12 protein-coding genes, 2 tRNA genes, 3 rRNA genes and 1 riboswitch are annotated in these 20,938 nt (G+C 55.7%); of the genes, 4 read left to right on the forward strand and 13 right to left on the reverse strand.

All coding sequences use genetic code 11. The features are described 5' to 3' along the window. Positions 1 to 46: 46 nt before the first annotated feature. The 7 genes from rrf to btuB all read right to left on the reverse strand — a co-directional run bounded on the left by rrf (position 47) and on the right by btuB (position 8,135). A 5S ribosomal RNA gene (gene rrf / locus BFV67_RS21455) occupies positions 47 to 162 on the reverse strand. Between the two features lie 66 nt (positions 163 to 228). Then, a 23S ribosomal RNA gene (locus BFV67_RS21460) occupies positions 229 to 3,133 on the reverse strand. Positions 3,134 to 3,305: 172 nt separating this feature from the next. After that, a tRNA-Ala gene (locus tag BFV67_RS21465) sits at positions 3,306 to 3,381 on the reverse strand. 43 nt (positions 3,382 to 3,424) lie between these two features. After that, positions 3,425 to 3,501 (reverse strand) — tRNA-Ile (locus BFV67_RS21470). A 69-nt stretch (positions 3,502 to 3,570) separates the two neighbouring features. Further along, positions 3,571 to 5,110, reverse strand: a 16S ribosomal RNA gene (locus BFV67_RS21475). Together the 16S, 23S and 5S rRNA genes with 2 tRNA genes alongside form the textbook arrangement of a ribosomal RNA operon. A gap of 381 nt (positions 5,111 to 5,491) precedes the next feature. After that, the gene (murI, locus tag BFV67_RS21485; RefSeq protein WP_023293583.1) at positions 5,492 to 6,343 is read right to left on the reverse strand and encodes a glutamate racemase; all 852 of its coding nucleotides are present in this window, start codon (positions 6,341 to 6,343) and stop codon (positions 5,492 to 5,494) included. Next, positions 6,288 to 8,135, reverse strand: a complete 1,848-nt coding sequence (gene btuB, locus BFV67_RS21490; RefSeq protein WP_047748413.1) for a TonB-dependent vitamin B12 receptor BtuB — start codon at positions 8,133 to 8,135, stop codon at positions 6,288 to 6,290. The genes murI and btuB overlap by 56 nt, the downstream gene beginning before the upstream one ends. Before the next feature lie 66 nt (positions 8,136 to 8,201). Further along, a riboswitch (cobalamin riboswitch) is annotated at positions 8,202 to 8,377 on the reverse strand. 104 nt (positions 8,378 to 8,481) lie between these two features. On the opposite strand from btuB, the gene trmA reads away from it, so the two are divergent. Beyond that, positions 8,482 to 9,582: a tRNA (uridine(54)-C5)-methyltransferase TrmA gene (gene trmA, locus BFV67_RS21495; RefSeq protein ID WP_069598886.1), complete on the forward strand. Its 1,101-nt coding sequence runs from the start codon at positions 8,482 to 8,484 to the stop codon at positions 9,580 to 9,582. Positions 9,583 to 9,668: 86 nt separating this feature from the next. Here the strand turns inward: trmA and BFV67_RS21500 are convergent, their stop codons facing one another. Both BFV67_RS21500 and fabR read right to left on the reverse strand, forming a co-directional pair. Further along, the gene (locus tag BFV67_RS21500) at positions 9,669 to 10,028 is read right to left on the reverse strand and encodes a YijD family membrane protein (protein WP_008501783.1); all 360 of its coding nucleotides are present in this window, start codon (positions 10,026 to 10,028) and stop codon (positions 9,669 to 9,671) included. 9 nt (positions 10,029 to 10,037) lie between these two features. Further along, a complete protein-coding gene (gene fabR / locus BFV67_RS21505; protein WP_008501784.1) occupies positions 10,038 to 10,676 on the reverse strand; it encodes an HTH-type transcriptional repressor FabR in 639 nt (212 codons plus the stop codon). A gap of 196 nt (positions 10,677 to 10,872) precedes the next feature. Between fabR and sthA the strand changes: the two genes are divergently transcribed. Then, positions 10,873 to 12,273 (forward strand): Si-specific NAD(P)(+) transhydrogenase, encoded by a 1,401-nt coding sequence (gene sthA, locus BFV67_RS21510; protein WP_039265649.1) that lies wholly within the window; start codon positions 10,873 to 10,875, stop codon positions 12,271 to 12,273. Here sthA and oxyR read toward each other — a convergent pair. The 4 genes from oxyR to argC form a co-directional block, all read right to left on the reverse strand. Further along, positions 12,256 to 13,173: a DNA-binding transcriptional regulator OxyR gene (gene oxyR, locus BFV67_RS21515; RefSeq protein ID WP_023326303.1), complete on the reverse strand. Its 918-nt coding sequence runs from the start codon at positions 13,171 to 13,173 to the stop codon at positions 12,256 to 12,258. The genes sthA and oxyR overlap by 18 nt on opposite strands. 296 nt (positions 13,174 to 13,469) lie before the next feature. Then, complete coding sequence (gene argH / locus BFV67_RS21520) at positions 13,470 to 14,843, reverse strand: argininosuccinate lyase (RefSeq protein WP_069598887.1); 1,374 nt, start codon at positions 14,841 to 14,843, stop codon at positions 13,470 to 13,472. Positions 14,844 to 14,917: 74 nt separating this feature from the next. Further along, positions 14,918 to 15,694, reverse strand: a complete 777-nt coding sequence (gene argB / locus BFV67_RS21525) for an acetylglutamate kinase (RefSeq protein WP_115423232.1) — start codon at positions 15,692 to 15,694, stop codon at positions 14,918 to 14,920. A 6-nt stretch (positions 15,695 to 15,700) separates the two neighbouring features. Continuing rightward, on the reverse strand, positions 15,701 to 16,705 hold the full coding sequence (gene argC / locus BFV67_RS21530; protein WP_008501789.1) for an N-acetyl-gamma-glutamyl-phosphate reductase: 1,005 nt from the start codon (positions 16,703 to 16,705) through the stop codon (positions 15,701 to 15,703). 88 nt (positions 16,706 to 16,793) lie between these two features. Between argC and argE the strand changes: the two genes are divergently transcribed. Both argE and ppc read left to right on the forward strand, forming a co-directional pair. Next, entirely contained in the window at positions 16,794 to 17,945 is a 1,152-nt protein-coding gene (argE, locus tag BFV67_RS21535) for an acetylornithine deacetylase (protein ID WP_008501790.1), read from the forward strand. Positions 17,946 to 18,191: 246 nt separating this feature from the next. Then, a complete protein-coding gene (gene ppc / locus BFV67_RS21540; RefSeq protein ID WP_008501791.1) occupies positions 18,192 to 20,843 on the forward strand; it encodes a phosphoenolpyruvate carboxylase in 2,652 nt (883 codons plus the stop codon). Positions 20,844 to 20,938: the final 95 nt, after the last annotated feature.

Consider the following 20,938-nt stretch of genomic DNA (forward strand, 5'->3'; position numbering starts at 1 on the left):
GCTTGTAACCACCGGATTAATGCACCGGCTTACTACTAAATTTGATGCCTGGCAGTTCCCTACTCTCACATGGGGAGACCCCACACTACCATCGGCGCTACGGCGTTTCACTTCTGAGTTCGGCATGGGGTCAGGTGGGACCACCGCGCTAAAGCCGCCAGGCAAATTCTGTTTAATCTGTATCAAAGCTGAAAATCTGTCTCTTCGCCAAAACACCTTCGGCGTTGTAAGGTTAAGCCTCACGGTTCATTAGTATCGGTTAGCTCAACGCATCGCTGCGCTTACACACCCGACCTATCAACGTCGTCGTCTTCAACGTTCCTTCAGGAGACTTAAAGTCTCAGGGAGAACTCATCTCGGGGCAAGTTTCGTGCTTAGATGCTTTCAGCACTTATCTTTTCCGCATTTAGCTACCGGGCAGTGCCATTGGCATGACAACCCGAACACCAGTGATGCGTCCACTCCGGTCCTCTCGTACTAGGAGCAGCCCCCCTCAATTCTCCAGCGCCCACGGCAGATAGGGACCGAACTGTCTCACGACGTTCTAAACCCAGCTCGCGTACCACTTTAAATGGCGAACAGCCATACCCTTGGGACCTACTTCAGCCCCAGGATGTGATGAGCCGACATCGAGGTGCCAAACACCGCCGTCGATATGAACTCTTGGGCGGTATCAGCCTGTTATCCCCGGAGTACCTTTTATCCGTTGAGCGATGGCCCTTCCATTCAGAACCACCGGATCACTATGACCTGCTTTCGCACCTGCTCGAGCCGTCACTCTCGCAGTCAAGCTAGCTTATGCCATTGCACTAACCTCCTGATGTCCGACCAGGATTAGCTAACCTTCGTGCTCCTCCGTTACTCTTTGGGAGGAGACCGCCCCAGTCAAACTACCCACCAGACACTGTCCGCAACCCGGATTACGGGTCTACGTTAGAACACCAGCCATTAAAGGGTGGTATTTCAAGGACGGCTCCATGCAGACTGGCGTCCACACTTCAAAGCCTCCCACCTATCCTACACATCAAGGACCAGTGTTCAGTGTCAAGCTATAGTAAAGGTTCACGGGGTCTTTCCGTCTTGCCGCGGGTACACTGCATCTTCACAGCGAGTTCAATTTCACTGAGTCTCGGGTGGAGACAGCCTGGCCATCATTACGCCATTCGTGCAGGTCGGAACTTACCCGACAAGGAATTTCGCTACCTTAGGACCGTTATAGTTACGGCCGCCGTTTACCGGGGCTTCGATCAAGAGCTTCGCGTTGCCGCTAACCCCATCAATTAACCTTCCGGCACCGGGCAGGCGTCACACCGTATACGTCCACTTTCGTGTTTGCACAGTGCTGTGTTTTTAATAAACAGTTGCAGCCAGCTGGTATCTTCGACTGATTTCAGCTCCACCCGCAGGGGCTTCACCTACATATCAGCGTGCCTTCTCCCGAAGTTACGGCACCATTTTGCCTAGTTCCTTCACCCGAGTTCTCTCAAGCGCCTTGGTATTCTCTACCTGACCACCTGTGTCGGTTTGGGGTACGATTTGATGTTACCTGATGCTTAGAGGCTTTTCCTGGAAGCAGGGCATTTGTTACTTCAGCACCGTAGTGCCTCGTCATCACACCTCAGCGTTAATAAACGACCGGATTTACCTGGTCGTTCCGCCTACATGCTTAAACCGGGACAACCGTCGCCCGGCTAACATAGCCTTCTCCGTCCCCCCTTCGCAGTAACACCAAGTACAGGAATATTAACCTGTTTCCCATCGACTACGCCTTTCGGCCTCGCCTTAGGGGTCGACTCACCCTGCCCCGATTAACGTTGGACAGGAACCCTTGGTCTTCCGGCGAGCGGGCTTTTCACCCGCTTTATCGTTACTTATGTCAGCATTCGCACTTCTGATACCTCCAGCATGCCTCACAGCACACCTTCAACGGCTTACAGAACGCTCCCCTACCCAACAACACATAGTGTCGCTGCCGCAGCTTCGGTGCATGGTTTAGCCCCGTTACATCTTCCGCGCAGGCCGACTCGACCAGTGAGCTATTACGCTTTCTTTAAATGATGGCTGCTTCTAAGCCAACATCCTGGCTGTCTGTGCCTTCCCACATCGTTTCCCACTTAACCATGACTTTGGGACCTTAGCTGGCGGTCTGGGTTGTTTCCCTCTTCACGACGGACGTTAGCACCCGCCGTGTGTCTCCCGTGATAACATTCTTCGGTATTCGTAGTTTGCATCGGGTTGGTAAGCCGGGATGGCCCCCTAGCCGAAACAGTGCTCTACCCCCGAAGATGAGTTCACGAGGCGCTACCTAAATAGCTTTCGGGGAGAACCAGCTATCTCCCGGTTTGATTGGCCTTTCACCCCCAGCCACAAGTCATCCGCTAATTTTTCAACATTAGTCGGTTCGGTCCTCCAGTTAGTGTTACCCAACCTTCAACCTGCCCATGGCTAGATCACCGGGTTTCGGGTCTATACCCTGCAACTTAACGCCCAGTTAAGACTCGGTTTCCCTTCGGCTCCCCTATACGGTTAACCTTGCTACAGAATATAAGTCGCTGACCCATTATACAAAAGGTACGCAGTCACACCACGAAGGTGCTCCCACTGCTTGTACGTACACGGTTTCAGGTTCTATTTCACTCCCCTCGCCGGGGTTCTTTTCGCCTTTCCCTCACGGTACTGGTTCACTATCGGTCAGTCAGGAGTATTTAGCCTTGGAGGATGGTCCCCCCATATTCAGACAGGATACCACGTGTCCCGCCCTACTCTTCGAGTTCACAACCTGTGCATTTTCGTGTACGGGACTGTCACCCTGTACCGTGCGACTTTCCAGACGCTTCCACTAACACACAAGCTGATTCAGACTCTGGGCTGCTCCCCGTTCGCTCGCCGCTACTGGGGGAATCTCGGTTGATTTCTTTTCCTCGGGGTACTTAGATGTTTCAGTTCCCCCGGTTCGCCTCGTTAACCTATGTATTCAGTTAACGATAGTGTGACGAATCACACTGGGTTTCCCCATTCGGACATCGCCGGGTCAAAGGTTCATATCACCTCGCCGGCGCTTTTCGCAGATTAGCACGTCCTTCATCGCCTCTGACTGCCAGGGCATCCACCGTGTACGCTTAGTCGCTTAACCTCACAACCCGAAGATGTTTCACTTCATGATTGCGAAAATTTGAGAGACTCGAACACACCATTTAAGATGTGTCGTTTCAATTTTCAGCTTGATCCAGATTTTTAAAGAGCAAAACTTCGCAGTGCACCTTTTCAGGTTCACTCTGAAGTTTTCTTGGGTTCGCAGTAAAAGATGGTGGAGCTATGCGGGATCGAACCGCAGACCTCCTGCGTGCAAAGCAGGCGCTCTCCCAGCTGAGCTATAGCCCCATCGTTTTGCAATCTCTGTACCGCTCATCCTTTAAAAGGAGTTTGGTAGGCCTGAGTGGACTTGAACCACCGACCTCACCCTTATCAGGGGTGCGCTCTAACCACCTGAGCTACAAGCCTGCAGAGATTTTTACTGCTGTTTTTCATCAGACAATCTGTGTGAGCACTGCAAAGGCAGGTTCTTTAAGGTAAGGAGGTGATCCAACCGCAGGTTCCCCTACGGTTACCTTGTTACGACTTCACCCCAGTCATGAATCACAAAGTGGTAAGCGCCCTCCCGAAGGTTAAGCTACCTACTTCTTTTGCAACCCACTCCCATGGTGTGACGGGCGGTGTGTACAAGGCCCGGGAACGTATTCACCGTAGCATTCTGATCTACGATTACTAGCGATTCCGACTTCATGGAGTCGAGTTGCAGACTCCAATCCGGACTACGACGCACTTTATGAGGTCCGCTTGCTCTCGCGAGGTCGCTTCTCTTTGTATGCGCCATTGTAGCACGTGTGTAGCCCTACTCGTAAGGGCCATGATGACTTGACGTCATCCCCACCTTCCTCCAGTTTATCACTGGCAGTCTCCTTTGAGTTCCCGGCCGGACCGCTGGCAACAAAGGATAAGGGTTGCGCTCGTTGCGGGACTTAACCCAACATTTCACAACACGAGCTGACGACAGCCATGCAGCACCTGTCTCAGAGTTCCCGAAGGCACCAATCCATCTCTGGAAAGTTCTCTGGATGTCAAGAGTAGGTAAGGTTCTTCGCGTTGCATCGAATTAAACCACATGCTCCACCGCTTGTGCGGGCCCCCGTCAATTCATTTGAGTTTTAACCTTGCGGCCGTACTCCCCAGGCGGTCGACTTAACGCGTTAGCTCCGGAAGCCACGCCTCAAGGGCACAACCTCCAAGTCGACATCGTTTACGGCGTGGACTACCAGGGTATCTAATCCTGTTTGCTCCCCACGCTTTCGCACCTGAGCGTCAGTCTTTGTCCAGGGGGCCGCCTTCGCCACCGGTATTCCTCCAGATCTCTACGCATTTCACCGCTACACCTGGAATTCTACCCCCCTCTACAAGACTCTAGCCTGCCAGTTTCGAATGCAGTTCCCAGGTTGAGCCCGGGGATTTCACATCCGACTTGACAGACCGCCTGCGTGCGCTTTACGCCCAGTAATTCCGATTAACGCTTGCACCCTCCGTATTACCGCGGCTGCTGGCACGGAGTTAGCCGGTGCTTCTTCTGCGGGTAACGTCAATCGCTGAGGTTATTAACCTCAACGCCTTCCTCCCCGCTGAAAGTACTTTACAACCCGAAGGCCTTCTTCATACACGCGGCATGGCTGCATCAGGCTTGCGCCCATTGTGCAATATTCCCCACTGCTGCCTCCCGTAGGAGTCTGGACCGTGTCTCAGTTCCAGTGTGGCTGGTCATCCTCTCAGACCAGCTAGGGATCGTCGCCTAGGTGAGCCGTTACCCCACCTACTAGCTAATCCCATCTGGGCACATCTGATGGCAAGAGGCCCGAAGGTCCCCCTCTTTGGTCTTGCGACATTATGCGGTATTAGCTACCGTTTCCAGTAGTTATCCCCCTCCATCAGGCAGTTTCCCAGACATTACTCACCCGTCCGCCGCTCGTCACCCAGGAGCAAGCTCCCTGTGTTACCGCTCGACTTGCATGTGTTAGGCCTGCCGCCAGCGTTCAATCTGAGCCATGATCAAACTCTTCAATTTAAGTTTGATGCTCGTGAATTAAACTTCGTAATGAATTACGTATGTTCACTCAGAGACTTGGTATTCATTTATTGTCCGAGGACATTAAGAATCCATGTCACTTTGAGTGCCCACACAGATTGTCTGATAAATTGTTAAAGAGCAGTGCAACGCGGCTTTCGCTCACCGTTGCGAGGTCCCGTATATTACGTTTTCCTCATTCAGAGTCAAGTGATTATTTTCGCTTTTCTCTGTTGGCGTTCATCTCTGAACCCCGCTAACCCGGCGGCCTGTAAGCCGTTGTTCCGTGTCAGTGGAGGCGCATTATAGGGAGTTCTCAGACGTTGACAACCCCTCTTTAAAAAAAAACTTTCAACCGTCTCTTTTTTGCTCAAAACCGTGCTACAGCGCCAGTTTTTCGAGCGTTTCAAAGCCATAACGGCGTAAAACGGGTAAAAGTTGTTCAGTTTCTTTTGTTAACGCCATACAAAACGCGATATTCGCATCCGTAGATTTCGCATCCGGGGCCTCATGCTCCAGCAACCAGGCCGTACGACGGGCGATAGCCGCACCGGAATCCACCAGGCGAGTCCCCTCCGGCAGCACCTCTAATAGCTCTTCCTGGAGTAGCGGGAAGTGGGTACAGCCCAACACAACGGTATCCGGGGGTTCAGGCATCCGCAGCCACGGGCGAAGAATACGACGCAGCTCGTCGAGTGATACCGCCTTGCCATGCAGCTTCGCTTCCGCCATCTCTACCAGCTCAGCCGAACCGAGCATCGCAATCTGGCATTCGTTGGCGAAACGGTCGATCAGCTCGCGGGTATAAGGACGCTTTACCGTACCTCGCGTGGCCAGCAGGCCCACAATGCCGTTCGCCGTCAGACGCGCGGCAGGCTTTATTGCCGGGACGACGCCCACAACCGGGAACTGGAATTTTTCACGCAGGGCGGGAAGAGAAACGGTGCTCGCCGTATTACACGCGATAACGGCCAGCGCAAGGGGATAACGCTGTTGTACCGCAGTGACGATTTCCACCACGCGCTCGACAATAAAATCTTCGCTCTTTTCCCCATACGGGAAAGCGACGTTATCGAAGGCGTAGATGTAATGGAGATCCGGCAGGAGATGCCGAATCTCATCATAGACCGAAAGCCCACCGACGCCGGAATCAAACACCAGCACGGTAGGGCGCGGATTAGAAGGTGTAGCTGCCAGACAAGGTGTATTCCCGTCCTGCAGTTTGGTAGCCATAAACTGTCTCGTAATCTTTATCGAACAGGTTGGCTATTTTACCACGAACTGTAAGGTGTGAGGTGACAGGATACGAAACTGCGACATCCCACAGGCTTACACCGCCCATTTTTACTTTCTCAGACGGGTAAGTACCAAAGTCAGTGTCGTAACGCGTACCGAGATAGTGATAAGTCAGACTCCAGTCGAAATCATAGATCTGCGTGTCGAGCTGATATTTCACCTGCTGCTTAGCACGACGATCCAGAAGTTCGTTGGTTGCGGCATTTCGGGCATCTACGTAGTCATAGCCAACAGTATGCGTCAACGGACCCGTATCAAACGATGCTGTCGCTTCCACACCTTTAATGCGCGCTTTACCGACGTTGTAATATTGCTGAAGGTTATTATCGAAGTCGATGAGATTATCAACGTCATTACGGTAGCCGGATACGCGCCAGCTCACGCCCGCCGTCAGGCCTTCAAACGCACCTTCCCACTGCTTGCTCTCTTCTGGATCAAGATGGTCATTGCCATAGAAACCGTAGAGTTGACCCAGATTCGGTGCCTTATAGGCCGTACCATAAGAAGCAACGAAACGGTAACCCTCCACGAACTCCCAGGCCGCACTGCTTTGCCAGGTGCCATGACGACCGAACTGAGAGTTGTCATCGCTGCGAACCGCCCCTTCCAGGGTGAAGTCACCAAACTGCTGCAGCCCGGTCAGGTAGACGCCGGTGTTACGCAGGTCGTAGCCGTTGGTCACGTAGTTTGTACCCGGCTCGGTGCTCTGCTTCTGCCAGTCAACGCCCGCGCCAATGTTCCCATGGCCAACATCAACGGAGTTGAGCCACTGGACGTTGTACTGTTTGATTTCATCCAGCGTGGCTGTCGAATCGTAGCGGCCTAAATTTGGGTCGTAGTTATAGTCCTTGCTGTGGCTATAGCTGGTGAGCAGCTGCGAATGGAAGATGTCATCGTTGAAGCGCAATCCTGCATCCCAGGTCTGGCTATAGAGCTGGCGGGTATCGACCAGTACGTCAGGGGTAAAGGAGCTGTAGTAGCCGTCGTAGGCCGTACGGTTGCTGTAGCCAAAGCCGCGAACAAAACCGCTCCACTGGTCTGAGAATGCGTGATCCAGTGCGCCGTAGAGCGTTTTATTCATAAAGCCGTCGCGATCGGTCTGGGCAAGGCCACCATTGTTGCCGTCCGCAACCACATCAAACCCTTTGGTATAGGTGTAATCACCCGCAAGCGTGACGCGCGTGCTGTCGCCCAGTGTTTGCTGAGTACTGCCGCCATAATTCTGGTAGCCGTGTGAGCCTACGCCAGCATTCAGCGTGGTACCGTCCTTCGCACGAGTAGTAATAATGTTTACGACACCACCAATCGCATCTGAGCCGTATACCGCCGAACGCGGTCCACGAACATATTCGATTCGCTGCACCAGGGAGATTGGGAACTGGCTGAGATCGGACGACCCCGTGACGCCCGCCTGGTTAAGGCGGATCCCATCTACAAGGATCAGGACGTGGCTGGAGTTGGTGCCACGGATAAAGAGAGAGGAGAGTTGCCCCATCCCACCACTTTGCGCCGTATCCACGCCGGGCAGGCGACGCATAACGTCCACCACCGAGGTCGACTGCCAACGGTCAATATCGGCACGCGTCACAACCGAGGTTGCAGCCAGAATAGTTTTTTCAGGTTGTTCAAAACGATTTGCCGTCACCACCAACGAGTCTGCGCTATCCTGCGCCCAGCCCGAAAATGCCGTGACGGACAGCGCCGTCAACAGCGATACTTTTTTAATCATTGTTAAAGCATCCACAATATAAGAAGGATGCCGCAGGCCTCATCGATAGCACGCGATGATGAAACCAAATGCGACGTGATCCCGGCAGGTCTTCGGGCTAGGTGGCTATATAAGGATGAAGACTTCCCATTTTCACAGTGTCTACAACGCTCATCCCGCCAGTCTTTACCGCTGCGCGTCAGCTCCAGATTTACACTGGATTCCCTTTTCACTCTCAGGAGACCGGAAACAGAATGCTACAATTAGACACGTATGGATGTCCAGACAGCTATTGACCATTAACTCTGGACATCCCCTGAACAATGCCTACAATCGCCGCGTAATTCTTTATCACTCAGGACGCATCATGACCCCAGAACACCTCCCGACAGAACAGTACGACGCGCAGCTGGCAGAGAAAGTCGTCCGCCTGCAAAGTATGATGACGCCTTTCAACGCGCCCGTTCCCGAGGTGTTCCGCTCTCCTGTCAGCCACTACCGCATGCGTGCCGAGTTCCGCATCTGGCACGACGGTGACGACCTGTACCACATCATTTTCGATCAGCAGACGAAATCCCGCATTCGCGTGGACAGCTTCCCGGCAGCGAGCGAGCTTATCAATCAGCTGATGACGCTGATCGTTGAAGGCGTGCGTAACAACCCGGTGCTGCGCCACAAGCTGTTCCAGATTGACTACCTGACCACGCAAAGTAACCAGGCGATTGTCTCCCTGCTATACCACAAAGCCCTGAACGACGAGTGGCGCGAGCAGGCCGAAGCCCTGCGTGATGCGCTGCGTGCGCAGAACATCAACGTTCACCTGATTGGCCGTGCGACAAAAACCAAAATCATGCTGGATCAGGACTACGTCGACGAGCGCCTGTCGGTGGCGGGTAAAGAGATGGTCTATCGTCAGGTGGAGAACAGTTTTACCCAGCCGAATGCCGCGATGAACGTGCAGATGCTGGAGTGGGCGCTGAAGGCGACGGAAGGGTCTAAGGGCGATCTGCTTGAACTCTACTGCGGTAACGGCAACTTCTCGCTGGCAATGGCGCGTAACTTCGATCGCGTTCTGGCAACGGAAATCGCCAAACCGTCGGTGGCCGCCGCGCAGTACAACATTGCCGCCAACCATATCGACAACGTGCAGATCGTTCGTATGGCCGCAGAAGAGTTCACGCAGGCAATGAACGGCGTACGCCAGTTTAACCGTCTGGAAGGAATCGATCTGAAGAGCTACCAGTGTGAGACGATTTTTGTCGACCCGCCGCGCAGTGGCCTGGACAGCGAAACCGAGAAGATGGTGCAGGCGTACCCGCGTATTTTGTACATCTCCTGTAACCCGGAGACGCTGTGCAAAAACCTGGAAACGTTAAGCCAGACGCACAAGGTTGAACGTCTGGCGCTGTTCGATCAATTCCCGTATACGCACCATATGGAGTGCGGCGTTTTACTCACGGCGAAGTAATGAAGACCTTGTAGGGCAGGTAAGCGAAGCGCCACCTGCCAAAAAGCCGGATGGCGCTTCGCTTATCCGGCCTACAAAACCCTTCTCTACTCCGGTAACTGGCTCTTGCGGCTACGCATGCGCGAGCCAATCCAGAACACCAGCGCAACAGACAGTACCGCAGGGAAGAAGTTAGAGCCGATATCCGGATACTCCGCGCGCACCACCGTGCTGTACAGCAATACGCCCAGAATAAAGCAGGCGGCGGCCAGCCCCGGTAACCCCACCGGCATGGTGCGGTTCAGGTAGCGTTGATGCAGGCAGTACACCGTCAGCACCAGCGCAATCAGCGGGAAAATCGAAAACGGCACGATGGAGCTAAAAATAGCGGCGAACGTACCATTAATGGATAAGCCAGCGATCAATGCCAGCAACAGCGTCCCTTTATCCTGACCTGACTGTTTCATTACTCACCTTCACTCTTCGGTTTGATGTGCCAGTTTCTCTTGTTCACGGCGATACCAGTAGTACGCGCCTTTGGAGATCATCCTGAGCTGCAATACCAGTCGCTCTTCAAGCTGCTTGCGTTGTTCAATGCTGACGTCCAGCGCTTCGGCACCCGCGCTGAACACAATCGTCACCATCGCCTCGGCCTGTGCTTCGGTAAACGCACGCGGCATATGGTTTTCGAGTTCAAGATAGTCGGCAAGTTCCGCGATGAAGTGCTGAATTTCGCGCGCGACGGCGGCACGAAACGCTGCCGACGTGCCCGAACGCTCGCGCAAAAGCAGACGAAACGCGTTGGGGTTATTGCCGATAAATTCCATAAACGTCGACACGGAGGTGCGGATCACGCTGCCGCCTTTGGCGATACGCTGACGCGCCTGGCGCATCAGCTGGCGCAGCATCAAACCGCTCTCGTCGACCATGGTCAGGCCCAGTTCATCCACATCACGGAAGTGACGATAGAAGGACGTTGGCGCAATCCCGGCCTCGCGTGCAACCTCGCGCAGGCTCAAACTGGCAAAACTTCGCTCAGCACTCAGTTGACTGAATGCGGCTTCCACCAGCGAACGCCGGGTTTTCTCTTTTTGTTGTGCTCTTACGCCCATCACGATAGTTGAATCCTTCCAAAGGCCTGATGGCACTATACCAGAGAATAAAATTAATCTGTTTACCTGGCTTTGTGAATGATTGTTTACGTGCGGTTTGTGCTCCACTGCCGGAAAAAAGCACAACGATAATTGGGTTACTCTGGCAATGATGTTATGATTCTGTTGCTTTTATGTATAAGAACAGGTAAGCCTTACCATGCCACATTCCTACGATTACGACGCAATAGTTATTGGTTCCGGCCCCGGCGGCGAAGGCGCTGCTATGGGTCTGGTGAAACAGGGAGCCAGAGTAGCGGTCATTGAGCGCTACCATAATGTCGGCGGCGGTTGCACCCACTGGGGCACCATCCCTTCGAAAGCCCTCCGCCACGCCGTTAGCCGCATTATCGAATTTAACCAGAATCCTCTTTACAGCGACCACTCCCGACTTCTTCGTTCCTCTTTTGCCGACATCCTGAATCACGCGGATACCGTCATTAACCAGCAGACGCGCATGCGTCAGGGGTTTTATGAGCGTAACCACTGTGAAATTTTGCAGGGCAACGCGCATTTTGTGGATGAACACACCCTGGCACTCGAATGCCACGACGGATCGGTTGAAACCATCACCGCTGAAAAATTTGTGATTGCCTGCGGTTCACGCCCGTACCATCCGGCCGACGTGGACTTCTCGCACCCGCGCGTCTACGACAGCGACTCGATTCTGAGCCTGCACCATGAACCCCGCCACGTCATTATCTATGGCGCAGGGGTCATTGGTTGCGAATATGCGTCGATCTTCCGCGGAATGGACGTCAAAGTTGACCTGATCAATACTCGCGACCGCCTGCTGGCCTTCCTCGATCAGGAGATGTCGGACTCCCTCTCCTACCACTTCTGGAACAGCGGCGTGGTGATTCGCCACAACGAAGAGTACGAGAAGATCGAAGGCTGCGACGACGGGGTGATCATGCACCTCAAGTCAGGCAAGAAGCTGAAAGCGGACTGCCTCCTGTACGCCAACGGCCGTACCGGCAACACCGATTCTCTGAAGCTGGAAAATATCGGGCTTGAGACCGACAGCCGCGGTCAGCTGAAGGTCAACAGCATGTATCAGACCGCCCTGCCGCACGTTTACGCGGTCGGCGACGTGATTGGCTACCCAAGCCTGGCCTCCGCCGCTTACGACCAGGGACGCATTGCGGCTCAGGCGCTGGTGAAAGGCGAAGCGACGGCGCATCTGATCGAAGATATCCCGACGGGTATCTACACCATCCCGGAAATCAGCTCAGTCGGCAAAACCGAGCAGCAGCTGACGTCAATGAAGGTGCCTTACGAGGTGGGTCGTGCGCAGTTTAAACATCTGGCGCGGGCGCAAATCGTGGGGATGAGCGTGGGTACGCTGAAAATTCTTTTCCATCGCGAGACGAAAGAGATCCTTGGGATTCACTGCTTTGGTGAACGCGCCGCGGAAATCATTCATATCGGCCAGGCGATCATGGAACAGAAAGGTGGTGGTAACACCATTGAGTACTTCGTCAACACCACCTTTAACTACCCGACCATGGCGGAAGCCTATCGGGTAGCCGCGCTGAACGGCTTAAACCGCCTGTTTTAACGCGTTGTCAAAATGGCCATCCATCGCACCGCGGATGGCCTCTGCCAGCTGCTCATAGCGGCTGCGCAGCGGTGAACCCGGGCGATAAACCAGGCCAATTGTACGACGCGGCTCTGGCTTAATGCACGGCAAGTAGACCACGCCATCACGTTTACGCTCGTGCGGCACCGCCAGCGCAGGCAGCAGCGTAATACCACTTCCCGCCGCGACCATATTTCGCAGCGTTTCCAGGCTGGTTGCGCGGAAGTGGGTATCTTCATCAGCACCCGCTTCGAAACAGAAGCCCATCGCCTGGTCGCGCAGGCAGTGGCCATCTTCCAGCATCAGCAGCTTTTCACCCGCCAGATCGGCCATCGGCACGCGATCGCGGTTCGCCCACGGGTGATCTTCATAGATCGCCAGCATCATCGGCTCATCGAACAGCGGCACTTCAATAAAGGCTTCACTCTCTTTTACCAGTGCCAGAATGGCGCAGTCGAGCTTGCCGCTGTCCAGCTGCGCCAGCAGCTGATGCGTCTGCGCTTCATGCAGGTACATTTCGAGTTTCGGGAACGTCTGGTGCAGCATCGGAATGATGTGCGGTAACAGGTACGGGCCAACGGTTGGGATCAGGCCAATATGCAGCGGGCCGGACATGGCCTCCCCCTGCTGGCTTGCCATTTCCTTGAGCACTTTGACCTCGCGCAGCACGGTGCGCGCCTGATCCACCAGCAGAAGACCTGCCTGTGTGAACAGAACCTTACGACTGGTGCGCTCCAGCAGCATCACGCCCAGCTCGTCTTCAAGCTTGCGGATCTGGCCGCTCAGCGTGGGCTGGCTGACGTGGCAGGAATCTGCCGCGCGGCGAAAGTGACGATGCTCGGCTAACGCTACCAGGTATTCAAGATCACGAATATTCATTATTCATCCTCCGTCGCCACGATAGTTCATGGCGATAGATAGCATAGCAACGAACGATTATCCCTATCAAGCATTCTGTTGAATAATACACCACATAGACGAGGCGGCACGTGTTTGACCCTTGACGTCCCCGCCACCGTCAGCGAGTTTCTCTCAAAACTCGAACAACTAAAGCCAACGTGAACTTTTGCGGACCCCGTGGTCCGCTTTTTTTTTGCGTAAAAAAGCCCAACTCAGGGTTGGGCTGGGGTTTTGTAGGTCGGGTAAGGCGAAGCCGCCACCCGACGTTTCAGGCATCAAATCAGGCGGTTTTTCGCCTCCGCAATGGCCTGCGCCACCTGCTTAGGCGACACGCCGCCTTTCGCCGCACGCTTATCCAGGCAGGACTGCAGCGCCAGAATCGAATACACATCATCCCCGATAGCCGCGCTGAATTTTTGCAGGTCGGCCAGCGCCAGATCTTCCAGCGGTTTACCCTGACGAATGGCTTCCACTACCGCTTCACCGACAATATGGTGCGCTTCACGGAACGGTACGCCCTTCGCCACCAGATAATCCGCCAGCTCGGTCGCGTTCGCATAGCCCTGCTGCGCCGCTTCCTGACAGCGCGGACGCTTCACCTGAATGCCGTCCAGCACCAGCGCGCCCATATGCAGACAGTCGAGCCAGGTGTCGAGCGCGTCGAACAGCCCCTCTTTGTCTTCCTGCATATCTTTGTTGTACGCCAGCGGCAGCCCTTTCAGGGTCATCATCATGCCGGTCAGCGCGCCCTGCACGCGGCCACATTTCCCGCGGATCAGCTCCAGCGCGTCCGGGTTTTTCTTCTGCGGCATCAGGGATGAGCCTGACGTCACGCGGTCGGACAGCTCAACGAAGCCCGCTTCGCCGGAGTTAAAGAAGATCAGATCTTCAGCAAAGCGCGACAGGTGCACCATGCCGATAGACGCATTGGAGAGCAGCTCCAGCACGTGGTCACGGTCAGAGACGCTGTCCAGGCTGTTACGGGTGGCGGAGGCAAAGCCCAGCCAGCCTGCCAGCTGTTCACGGTCGATTTCGTAAGCGGTACCCGCCAGCGCGCCGCTGCCCAGCGGGCTGACGTCCAGACGCTTCAGGGTATCCTGCAGACGGCTTTCGTCACGCGCCAGCATCTCAACGTAGGCCAGACACCAGTGCGCAAAGGTCACCGGCTGCGCGCGCTGCAGGTGGGTATAACCCGGCATCACCGCGTCCTGATTATTCTGTGCGGTCTCCACCAGCGCGGTCTGCAGCTGACGGTTAGCCGCCAGCAGCTCGCCAACGGTATCTTTACACCACAGCTTCAGGTCGGTGGCGACCTGGTCGTTACGGCTACGCCCGGTGTGCAGCTTTTTACCCAACTGGCCGACTTTGTCGATCAGCTTGCCTTCCACCCAGCTGTGAATATCTTCGGCATCGCTCTGCAGGATTTGCTGCGGATCCAGACGCACCTCTTCCAGCAGGTTGTTCAGCGCCTCTTCCAGCTGCAGCTGTTCCTCCGGGGTCAGCACGCCCACCGTCACCAGCGCTTTGGACCAGGCCACAGAGCCGACGATATCCTGTTCGGCCAGGCGGTAGTCGAAGCGCAAAGAGTCGTTGAACTGTTTGAACCGCTGATCCGCTGCCTGTGTAAAACGCCCACCCCAAAGTGCCATAACATCGTTCCTTTATTCGTTAGTTCCGCCGGGTGGCGCTACGCTTACCCGGCCTACGGTCATTCATTAAAAACTTACGCTAAAATACGCGTGCCAATCGGCGTGCCGTTAAACAGCGCCGGAAGCTGCTCCGCGTGACGCCAGGAGGCGATATCAACCGGGCGGCCCAGCGTGCGCGCCGCATCCAGCGCGGCGTTCACTTTGACGATCATGCCGTCGGTAATAATGCCCTGAGCAATCAGCTGCTCGGCTTTCTCAGCCGTCATTTCCGCAATGCGCTGGCCTTTACCGTCCAGAATGCCGCTCACGTCGGAAAGCAGGATCAGGTCCGCGCCCAGCGTTGCCGCCAGCGCGGTTGCCGCCTGGTCAGCGTTAACGTTCATCAGCTCGCCCTCTTCGGTCACGCCGATAGAGCTCACCACCGGCAGGAAACCGCCTTCCAGCAACGTGTTAATCAGCTTAGGCGAACCCGGCTGCGCCAGTCCAACGTGACCGAGCGCTTCGTCGAGCTGGGTCACTTTTACGCTGTCGCCATCGCCCAGGTAGAGGCCAACGGAAGCAATGCGGTGTTTCTTCGCCCAGGACAGCAGGGTTTTGTTCGCCGTGCCCGCCAGCGCACCGGTGATAATGTCAATCTGATCCGCAGGCGTCACGCGCAGGCCGTTTTTCTTGATCACCGGCAGGTTGAGCCCTTTCATCAGTTCATCCACCACGCAGCCGCCGCCGTGCACAATCACCAGCGGACGTTGGTGTGATTCGCGATAGTTCACCAGCGCGGTAAACAGACGCTCCAGCGCTTCTTCGCTGTCCAGCAGTACACCACCGAGTTTGATAATTAATGGGTTCATCATCACACCTTAAATAAGAGCCTGCGTTTCCGGGAAACCGAAACGAATATTTGCACACTGCATTGCCTGAGCGGCAGCGCCTTTCAGTAAGTTATCTTCTGCAGCCACCACGATGAGATGCTCACCCTGCACGGCAAAGCCGATGTCGCAGAACGGCAGGCCGACCACATTTTTCAGCGCCGGCACGCCTTTGTCGTACAGGCGCACCAGCGGTTTGTCCGCATACGCCTGCGTGAAGACCTCATTCACCTGCTCTTTGGTCACGCCCGGCTTCAGGCGGCAGGTAATGGTTTCGAGGATCCCACGCGGGAAGCTGCCCAGGTGCGGGGTGAAAATGACGTCCGCGCCCAGATGCGTCGTGATTTCAGGATGATGACGGTGGTTAAACACGCCATACGGCTGAAGGCTCACTTCGCAGAAGCTGTTGGAGATCGCCGCCTTGCGTCCTGCACCGCTCACGCCGCTGGTGGCGTTGATCACCGGCCACTGGTTCAGATCCAGCAGGCCCGCGTCGATCAGCGGCTTCAGGGAAAGCTGCGCCGCCGTCGGGTAGCAGCCCGGAACGGCAATCAGATCCGCTTCTTTCAGTTTATCTGCGCTCCACTCCGCCAGGCCGTACACCGCTTTTTCAAGCAGATCCGGATGCTGATGGGTGAAACCGTAATATTTTTCGTAGAACGCGCCGTCGTTAACGCGGAACGCGCCGGAGAGGTCGAAGACCACGCATCCGGCTGCCAGAAACTGCGGCGCCAGGTCGTGGCTGACCTCGTGCGCGGTGGCTAAAAACACCACGTCGACGCCGTCGGTAAACTCGCTGATGTCAGACATGGGCTGCAAAGGCAGATCGACCAGGCCCTTAAGCTGCGGATGCAAATCGGAAATTAACTTTCCTGCATCATTGCTTTGCGCTGACACGGTCAAAGCGGTTATGGTCATATGTGGATGGCGATTCACGTAGCTTACAAGCTCTGCGCCCGCATAACCGCTAGCGCCTACAATCAGCGTATTCAACATCGGGTTCCTTTATGCTCAACGTTAATGTATTTTTATTCACATTTATTGCATGAATATTGATACTATCACGACCTAAGGTGTGTCAACAATGAAAATGAACTTACCGCCATTTATCGAGATCTACCGCGCCCTGATTGCCACACCGTCCATCAGCGCAACGGAAGAAGCGCTGGATCAGAGCAATGAGTCTTTAATCAATCTGCTGGCGGGTTGGTTTAGCGATCTTGGGTTTAACGTTGAGGTTCAGCCCGTCCCCGGCACTCGTCACAAATTTAACCTGCTCGCCAGTACCGGAACCGGTGCGGGCGGCCTGCTGCTGGCCGGTCACACCGACACCGTGCCGTTTGACGATGGCCGCTGGACGCGCGATCCGTTCACCCTGACCGAGCACGACAACAAGCTCTACGGTCTGGGCACCGCAGACATGAAAGGCTTCTTCGCCTTTATCCTCGACGCGCTGCGTGACGTGGACGTGACGAAGCTGAAAAAGCCGCTCTACATTCTGGCGACCGCCGATGAAGAAACCAGCATGGCGGGCGCGCGCTACTTCTCAGAAAACACGTCGATTCGTCCGGATTGCGCGATCATCGGCGAGCCGACGTCTCTGCAACCGATTCGCGCACATAAAGGCCATATCTCTACCGCCGTGCGCGTGCTCGGCCAGTCCGGCCACTCCAGCGATCCGGCGCGGGGCGTCAACGCCATTGAGCTGATGCATGACGCCATCGGCCGCATCATGACCCTGCGCGACGATCTGAAAGAGCGTTACCACTATGAGGCGTTCACCGTGCCGTATCCAACGCTCAATCTCGGCAGCCTGCACGGCGGTGATGCCTCGAACCGTATCTGCGCCTGCTGCGAGCTGCACATGGACATCCGACCGCTGCCGGGCATGACCCTGAGCGATCTGGATGGTTTACTGAACGAAGCGCTGGCCCCGGTGAGTGAGCGCTGGCCGGGCCGTCTGACGGTCTCGGAACTGCACCCGCCGATCCCGGGTTATGAATGCCCGCCGGACCATCAGCTGGTCGAAGTGGTGGAAAAGCTGCTCGGTGAAAAAACTGACGTGGTGAATTACTGCACCGAAGCGCCGTTTATTCAGACGCTGTGCCCGACGCTGGTTCTTGGCCCTGGCTCCATCAACCAGGCGCACCAGCCGGATGAGTATCTTGAAACCCGCTTTATCAAGCCCACCCGCGAACTGATTACCCAGGTTGTACATCATTTCTGCTGGCATTAATGACCTTTCCCCTCTCGGAAGAGAGGGGAAAATCCCGCGATCTCCGTCACATTTCCATAAGCATCTCTTATCTGACGCAATGCGAATTAAATTTCGTAAATTGCCCACATTTATTCGTTTGCTGAACCGTTTTCGCAGCAATTGACGACGGGGGTTTTACGTGGCTTTATAAAGGGAGATGACAAAATAATGTCCAGAAGATTTTCGCCTGGGCATAAACAAAAATGATGGGGTGACTGGGTTTTTATGAACGAACAATATTCCGCGTTGCGTAGTAATGTCAGTATGCTCGGCAAAGTGCTTGGAGATACCATCAAAGATGCGTTGGGGGAGAACATCCTCGACCGCGTTGAAACCATCCGCAAGCTGTCTAAATCTTCCCGTGCCGGTAACGAGGCCAGTCGTCAGGAGCTGCTCACCACCTTGCAGAACCTCTCGAACGACGAGCTGCTGCCCGTTGCACGCGCATTCAGCCAGTTCCTGAACCTGGCAAATACCGCTGAGCAATACCACAGCATTTCGCCAAACGGCGAAGCGGCCAGCAACCCGGAAGTCATTGCCCGCACCCTTCGTAAACTGAAAGACCAGCCAGACCTCAACGAAGCCACCATCAAAAAAGCGGTGGAGTCACTTTCGCTGGAGCTGGTACTGACCGCTCACCCAACCGAGATCACCCGTCGCACCCTGATCCACAAAATGGTGGAAGTGAACAACTGCCTGAAGCAGCTGGATAACAAAGACATTGCCGACTATGAACGCAACCAGCTGATGCGCCGCCTGCGCCAGCTGATTGCTCAGTCCTGGCACACCGATGAAATTCGTAAGCATCGCCCAAGCCCGGTCGACGAAGCTAAATGGGGCTTTGCGGTGGTGGAAAACAGCCTGTGGGAAGGGGTACCGAACTACCTGCGCGAGCTGAACGAACAGCTGGAAGCGAACCTGGGCTACCGTCTGCCGGTCGACTTTGTGCCGGTCCGCTTTACCTCCTGGATGGGCGGCGACCGCGACGGCAACCCAAACGTCACCGCAGAAATCACCCGTCACGTCCTGCTGCTGAGCCGCTGGAAAGCGACCGATCTGTTCCTGAAAGACATTCAGGTGCTGATCTCCGAGCTGTCGATGGTAGAAGCGACGCCGGAACTGCGCGCGCTGGCCGGTGAAGAAGGCGCCAGCGAGCCGTACCGTTTCCTGATGAAAAAACTGCGTGGTCAGCTGATGGCCACTCAGGCCTGGCTGGAAGCGCGCCTGAAAGGCCAGCGTCTGCCAAAACCAGAAGGCCTGCTCAGCCAGAACGAACAGCTTTGGGAGCCGCTTTACGCCTGTTATAAATCACTCCAGGCCTGCGGGATGGGCATCATCGCCAACGGTGAACTGCTCGACACCCTGCGTCGCGTGAAGTGTTTCGGCGTGCCGCTGGTGCGTATCGACGTGCGTCAGGAAAGTACCCGCCATACCGAAGCGCTGGGCGAGCTGACCCGCTATCTCGGCATCGGTGACTATGAAAGCTGGTCCGAAGCTGACAAGCAGGCGTTCCTGATCCGCGAGCTGAACTCCAAGCGCCCTCTGCTGCCGCGCAACTGGGAGCCAAGCAACGATACCCGCGAAGTGCTCAACACCTGTAAAGCGATCGTGGACGCACCGAAAGGATCGGTCGCCGCCTATGTGATCTCCATGGCGAAAACCCCGTCCGACGTGCTGGGCGTTCACCTCCTGCTGAAAGAAGCGGGAATCGACTACGCCCTGCCTGTCGCCCCGCTGTTTGAGACCCTCGACGACCTGAACAACGCCAACGACGTGATGAGCCAACTGCTGAACATCGACTGGTATCGCGGCTTTATTCAGGGCAAACAGATGGTGATGATCGGCTATTCCGACTCCGCAAAAGATGCGGGCGTAATGGCGGCATCCTGGGCGCAGTATCAGGCGCAGGACGCACTGATCAAAACCTGCGAGAAAGCCGGTATCGAGCTGACCCTGTTCCACGGACGCGGTGGCTCCATTGGCCGTGGCGGCGCGCCAGCACACGCGGCACTGCTGTCACAGCCGCCGGGAAGCCTGAAAGGCGGCCTGCGCGTGACCGAGCAGGGCGAGATGATCCGCTTCAAGTACGGCCTGCCGGAAGTGACCATCAGCAGCCTGTCGCTTTATACCAGCGCGATCCTCGAAGCCAACCTGCTGCCACCGCCGGAGCCGAAAGCCTCCTGGTGCCACATCATGGACGAGCTGTCGGCTATCTCCTGCGATCTGTACCGCGGCTACGTGCGTGAAAACAAAGATTTCGTGCCTTACTTCCGTTCAGCCACGCCTGAGCAGGAGCTGGGTAAACTTCCGCTGGGCTCGCGTCCTGCCAAGCGTCGTCCGACCGGCGGCGTTGAATCCCTGCGTGCAATCCCGTGGATCTTTGCCTGGACGCAGAACCGCTTAATGCTGCCCGCCTGGCTGGGTGCCGGTGCCGCACTGCAAAAAGTGGTGGAAGACGGTAAACAGAGCGAACTGGAAACCATGTGCCGCGACTGGCCGTTCTTCTCTACCCGTCTGGGAATGCTGGAGATGGTCTTCTCGAAAGCCGACCTGTGGCTGGCGGAATACTACGATCAGCGCCTGGTGAAGCCCGAGCTGTGGGCGCTGGGCAAAGAGCTGCGCGAACTGCTGGAAGGCGACATCAAAGTGGTGCTGGACATCGCTAACGACTCACACCTGATGGCGGACCTGCCGTGGATTGCCGAGTCTATCCAGCTGCGTAACATCTACACCGACCCGCTGAACGTCCTGCAGGCAGAGCTGCTGCACCGTTCGCGTCTGGCGGAAGAAGAAGGGAAAGAGCCGGATCCACGCGTTGAACAGGCGCTGATGGTGACGATTGCGGGCGTTGCGGCGGGTATGCGTAACACCGGCTAATGCTTTACGCCCGGCGGCGCTGCGCTTGCACGGGCCTACGATAAGTAGGCCGGGTAAGCGTTAGCGCCACCCGGCAATACCCTGGTATCCACACC

This window comes from Enterobacter roggenkampii (assembly GCF_001729805.1).
Taxonomy (GTDB): domain Bacteria; phylum Pseudomonadota; class Gammaproteobacteria; order Enterobacterales; family Enterobacteriaceae; genus Enterobacter; species Enterobacter roggenkampii.

Coding starts and splice junctions, on each gene's coding strand:
- murI (WP_023293583.1), bottom strand. CDS start 6,343: ATGGCTACCAAACTGCAGGACGGGAATACACCTTGTCTGGCAGCTACA.
- btuB (WP_047748413.1), bottom strand. CDS start 8,135: ATGATTAAAAAAGTATCGCTGTTGACGGCGCTGTCCGTCACGGCATTT.
- trmA (WP_069598886.1), top strand. CDS start 8,482: ATGACCCCAGAACACCTCCCGACAGAACAGTACGACGCGCAGCTGGCA.
- BFV67_RS21500 (WP_008501783.1), bottom strand. CDS start 10,028: ATGAAACAGTCAGGTCAGGATAAAGGGACGCTGTTGCTGGCATTGATC.
- sthA (WP_039265649.1), top strand. CDS start 10,873: ATGCCACATTCCTACGATTACGACGCAATAGTTATTGGTTCCGGCCCC.
- oxyR (WP_023326303.1), bottom strand. CDS start 13,173: ATGAATATTCGTGATCTTGAATACCTGGTAGCGTTAGCCGAGCATCGT.
- argH (WP_069598887.1), bottom strand. CDS start 14,843: ATGGCACTTTGGGGTGGGCGTTTTACACAGGCAGCGGATCAGCGGTTC.
- argB (WP_115423232.1), bottom strand. CDS start 15,694: ATGATGAACCCATTAATTATCAAACTCGGTGGTGTACTGCTGGACAGC.
- argC (WP_008501789.1), bottom strand. CDS start 16,705: ATGTTGAATACGCTGATTGTAGGCGCTAGCGGTTATGCGGGCGCAGAG.
- argE (WP_008501790.1), top strand. CDS start 16,794: ATGAAAATGAACTTACCGCCATTTATCGAGATCTACCGCGCCCTGATT.
- ppc (WP_008501791.1), top strand. CDS start 18,192: ATGAACGAACAATATTCCGCGTTGCGTAGTAATGTCAGTATGCTCGGC.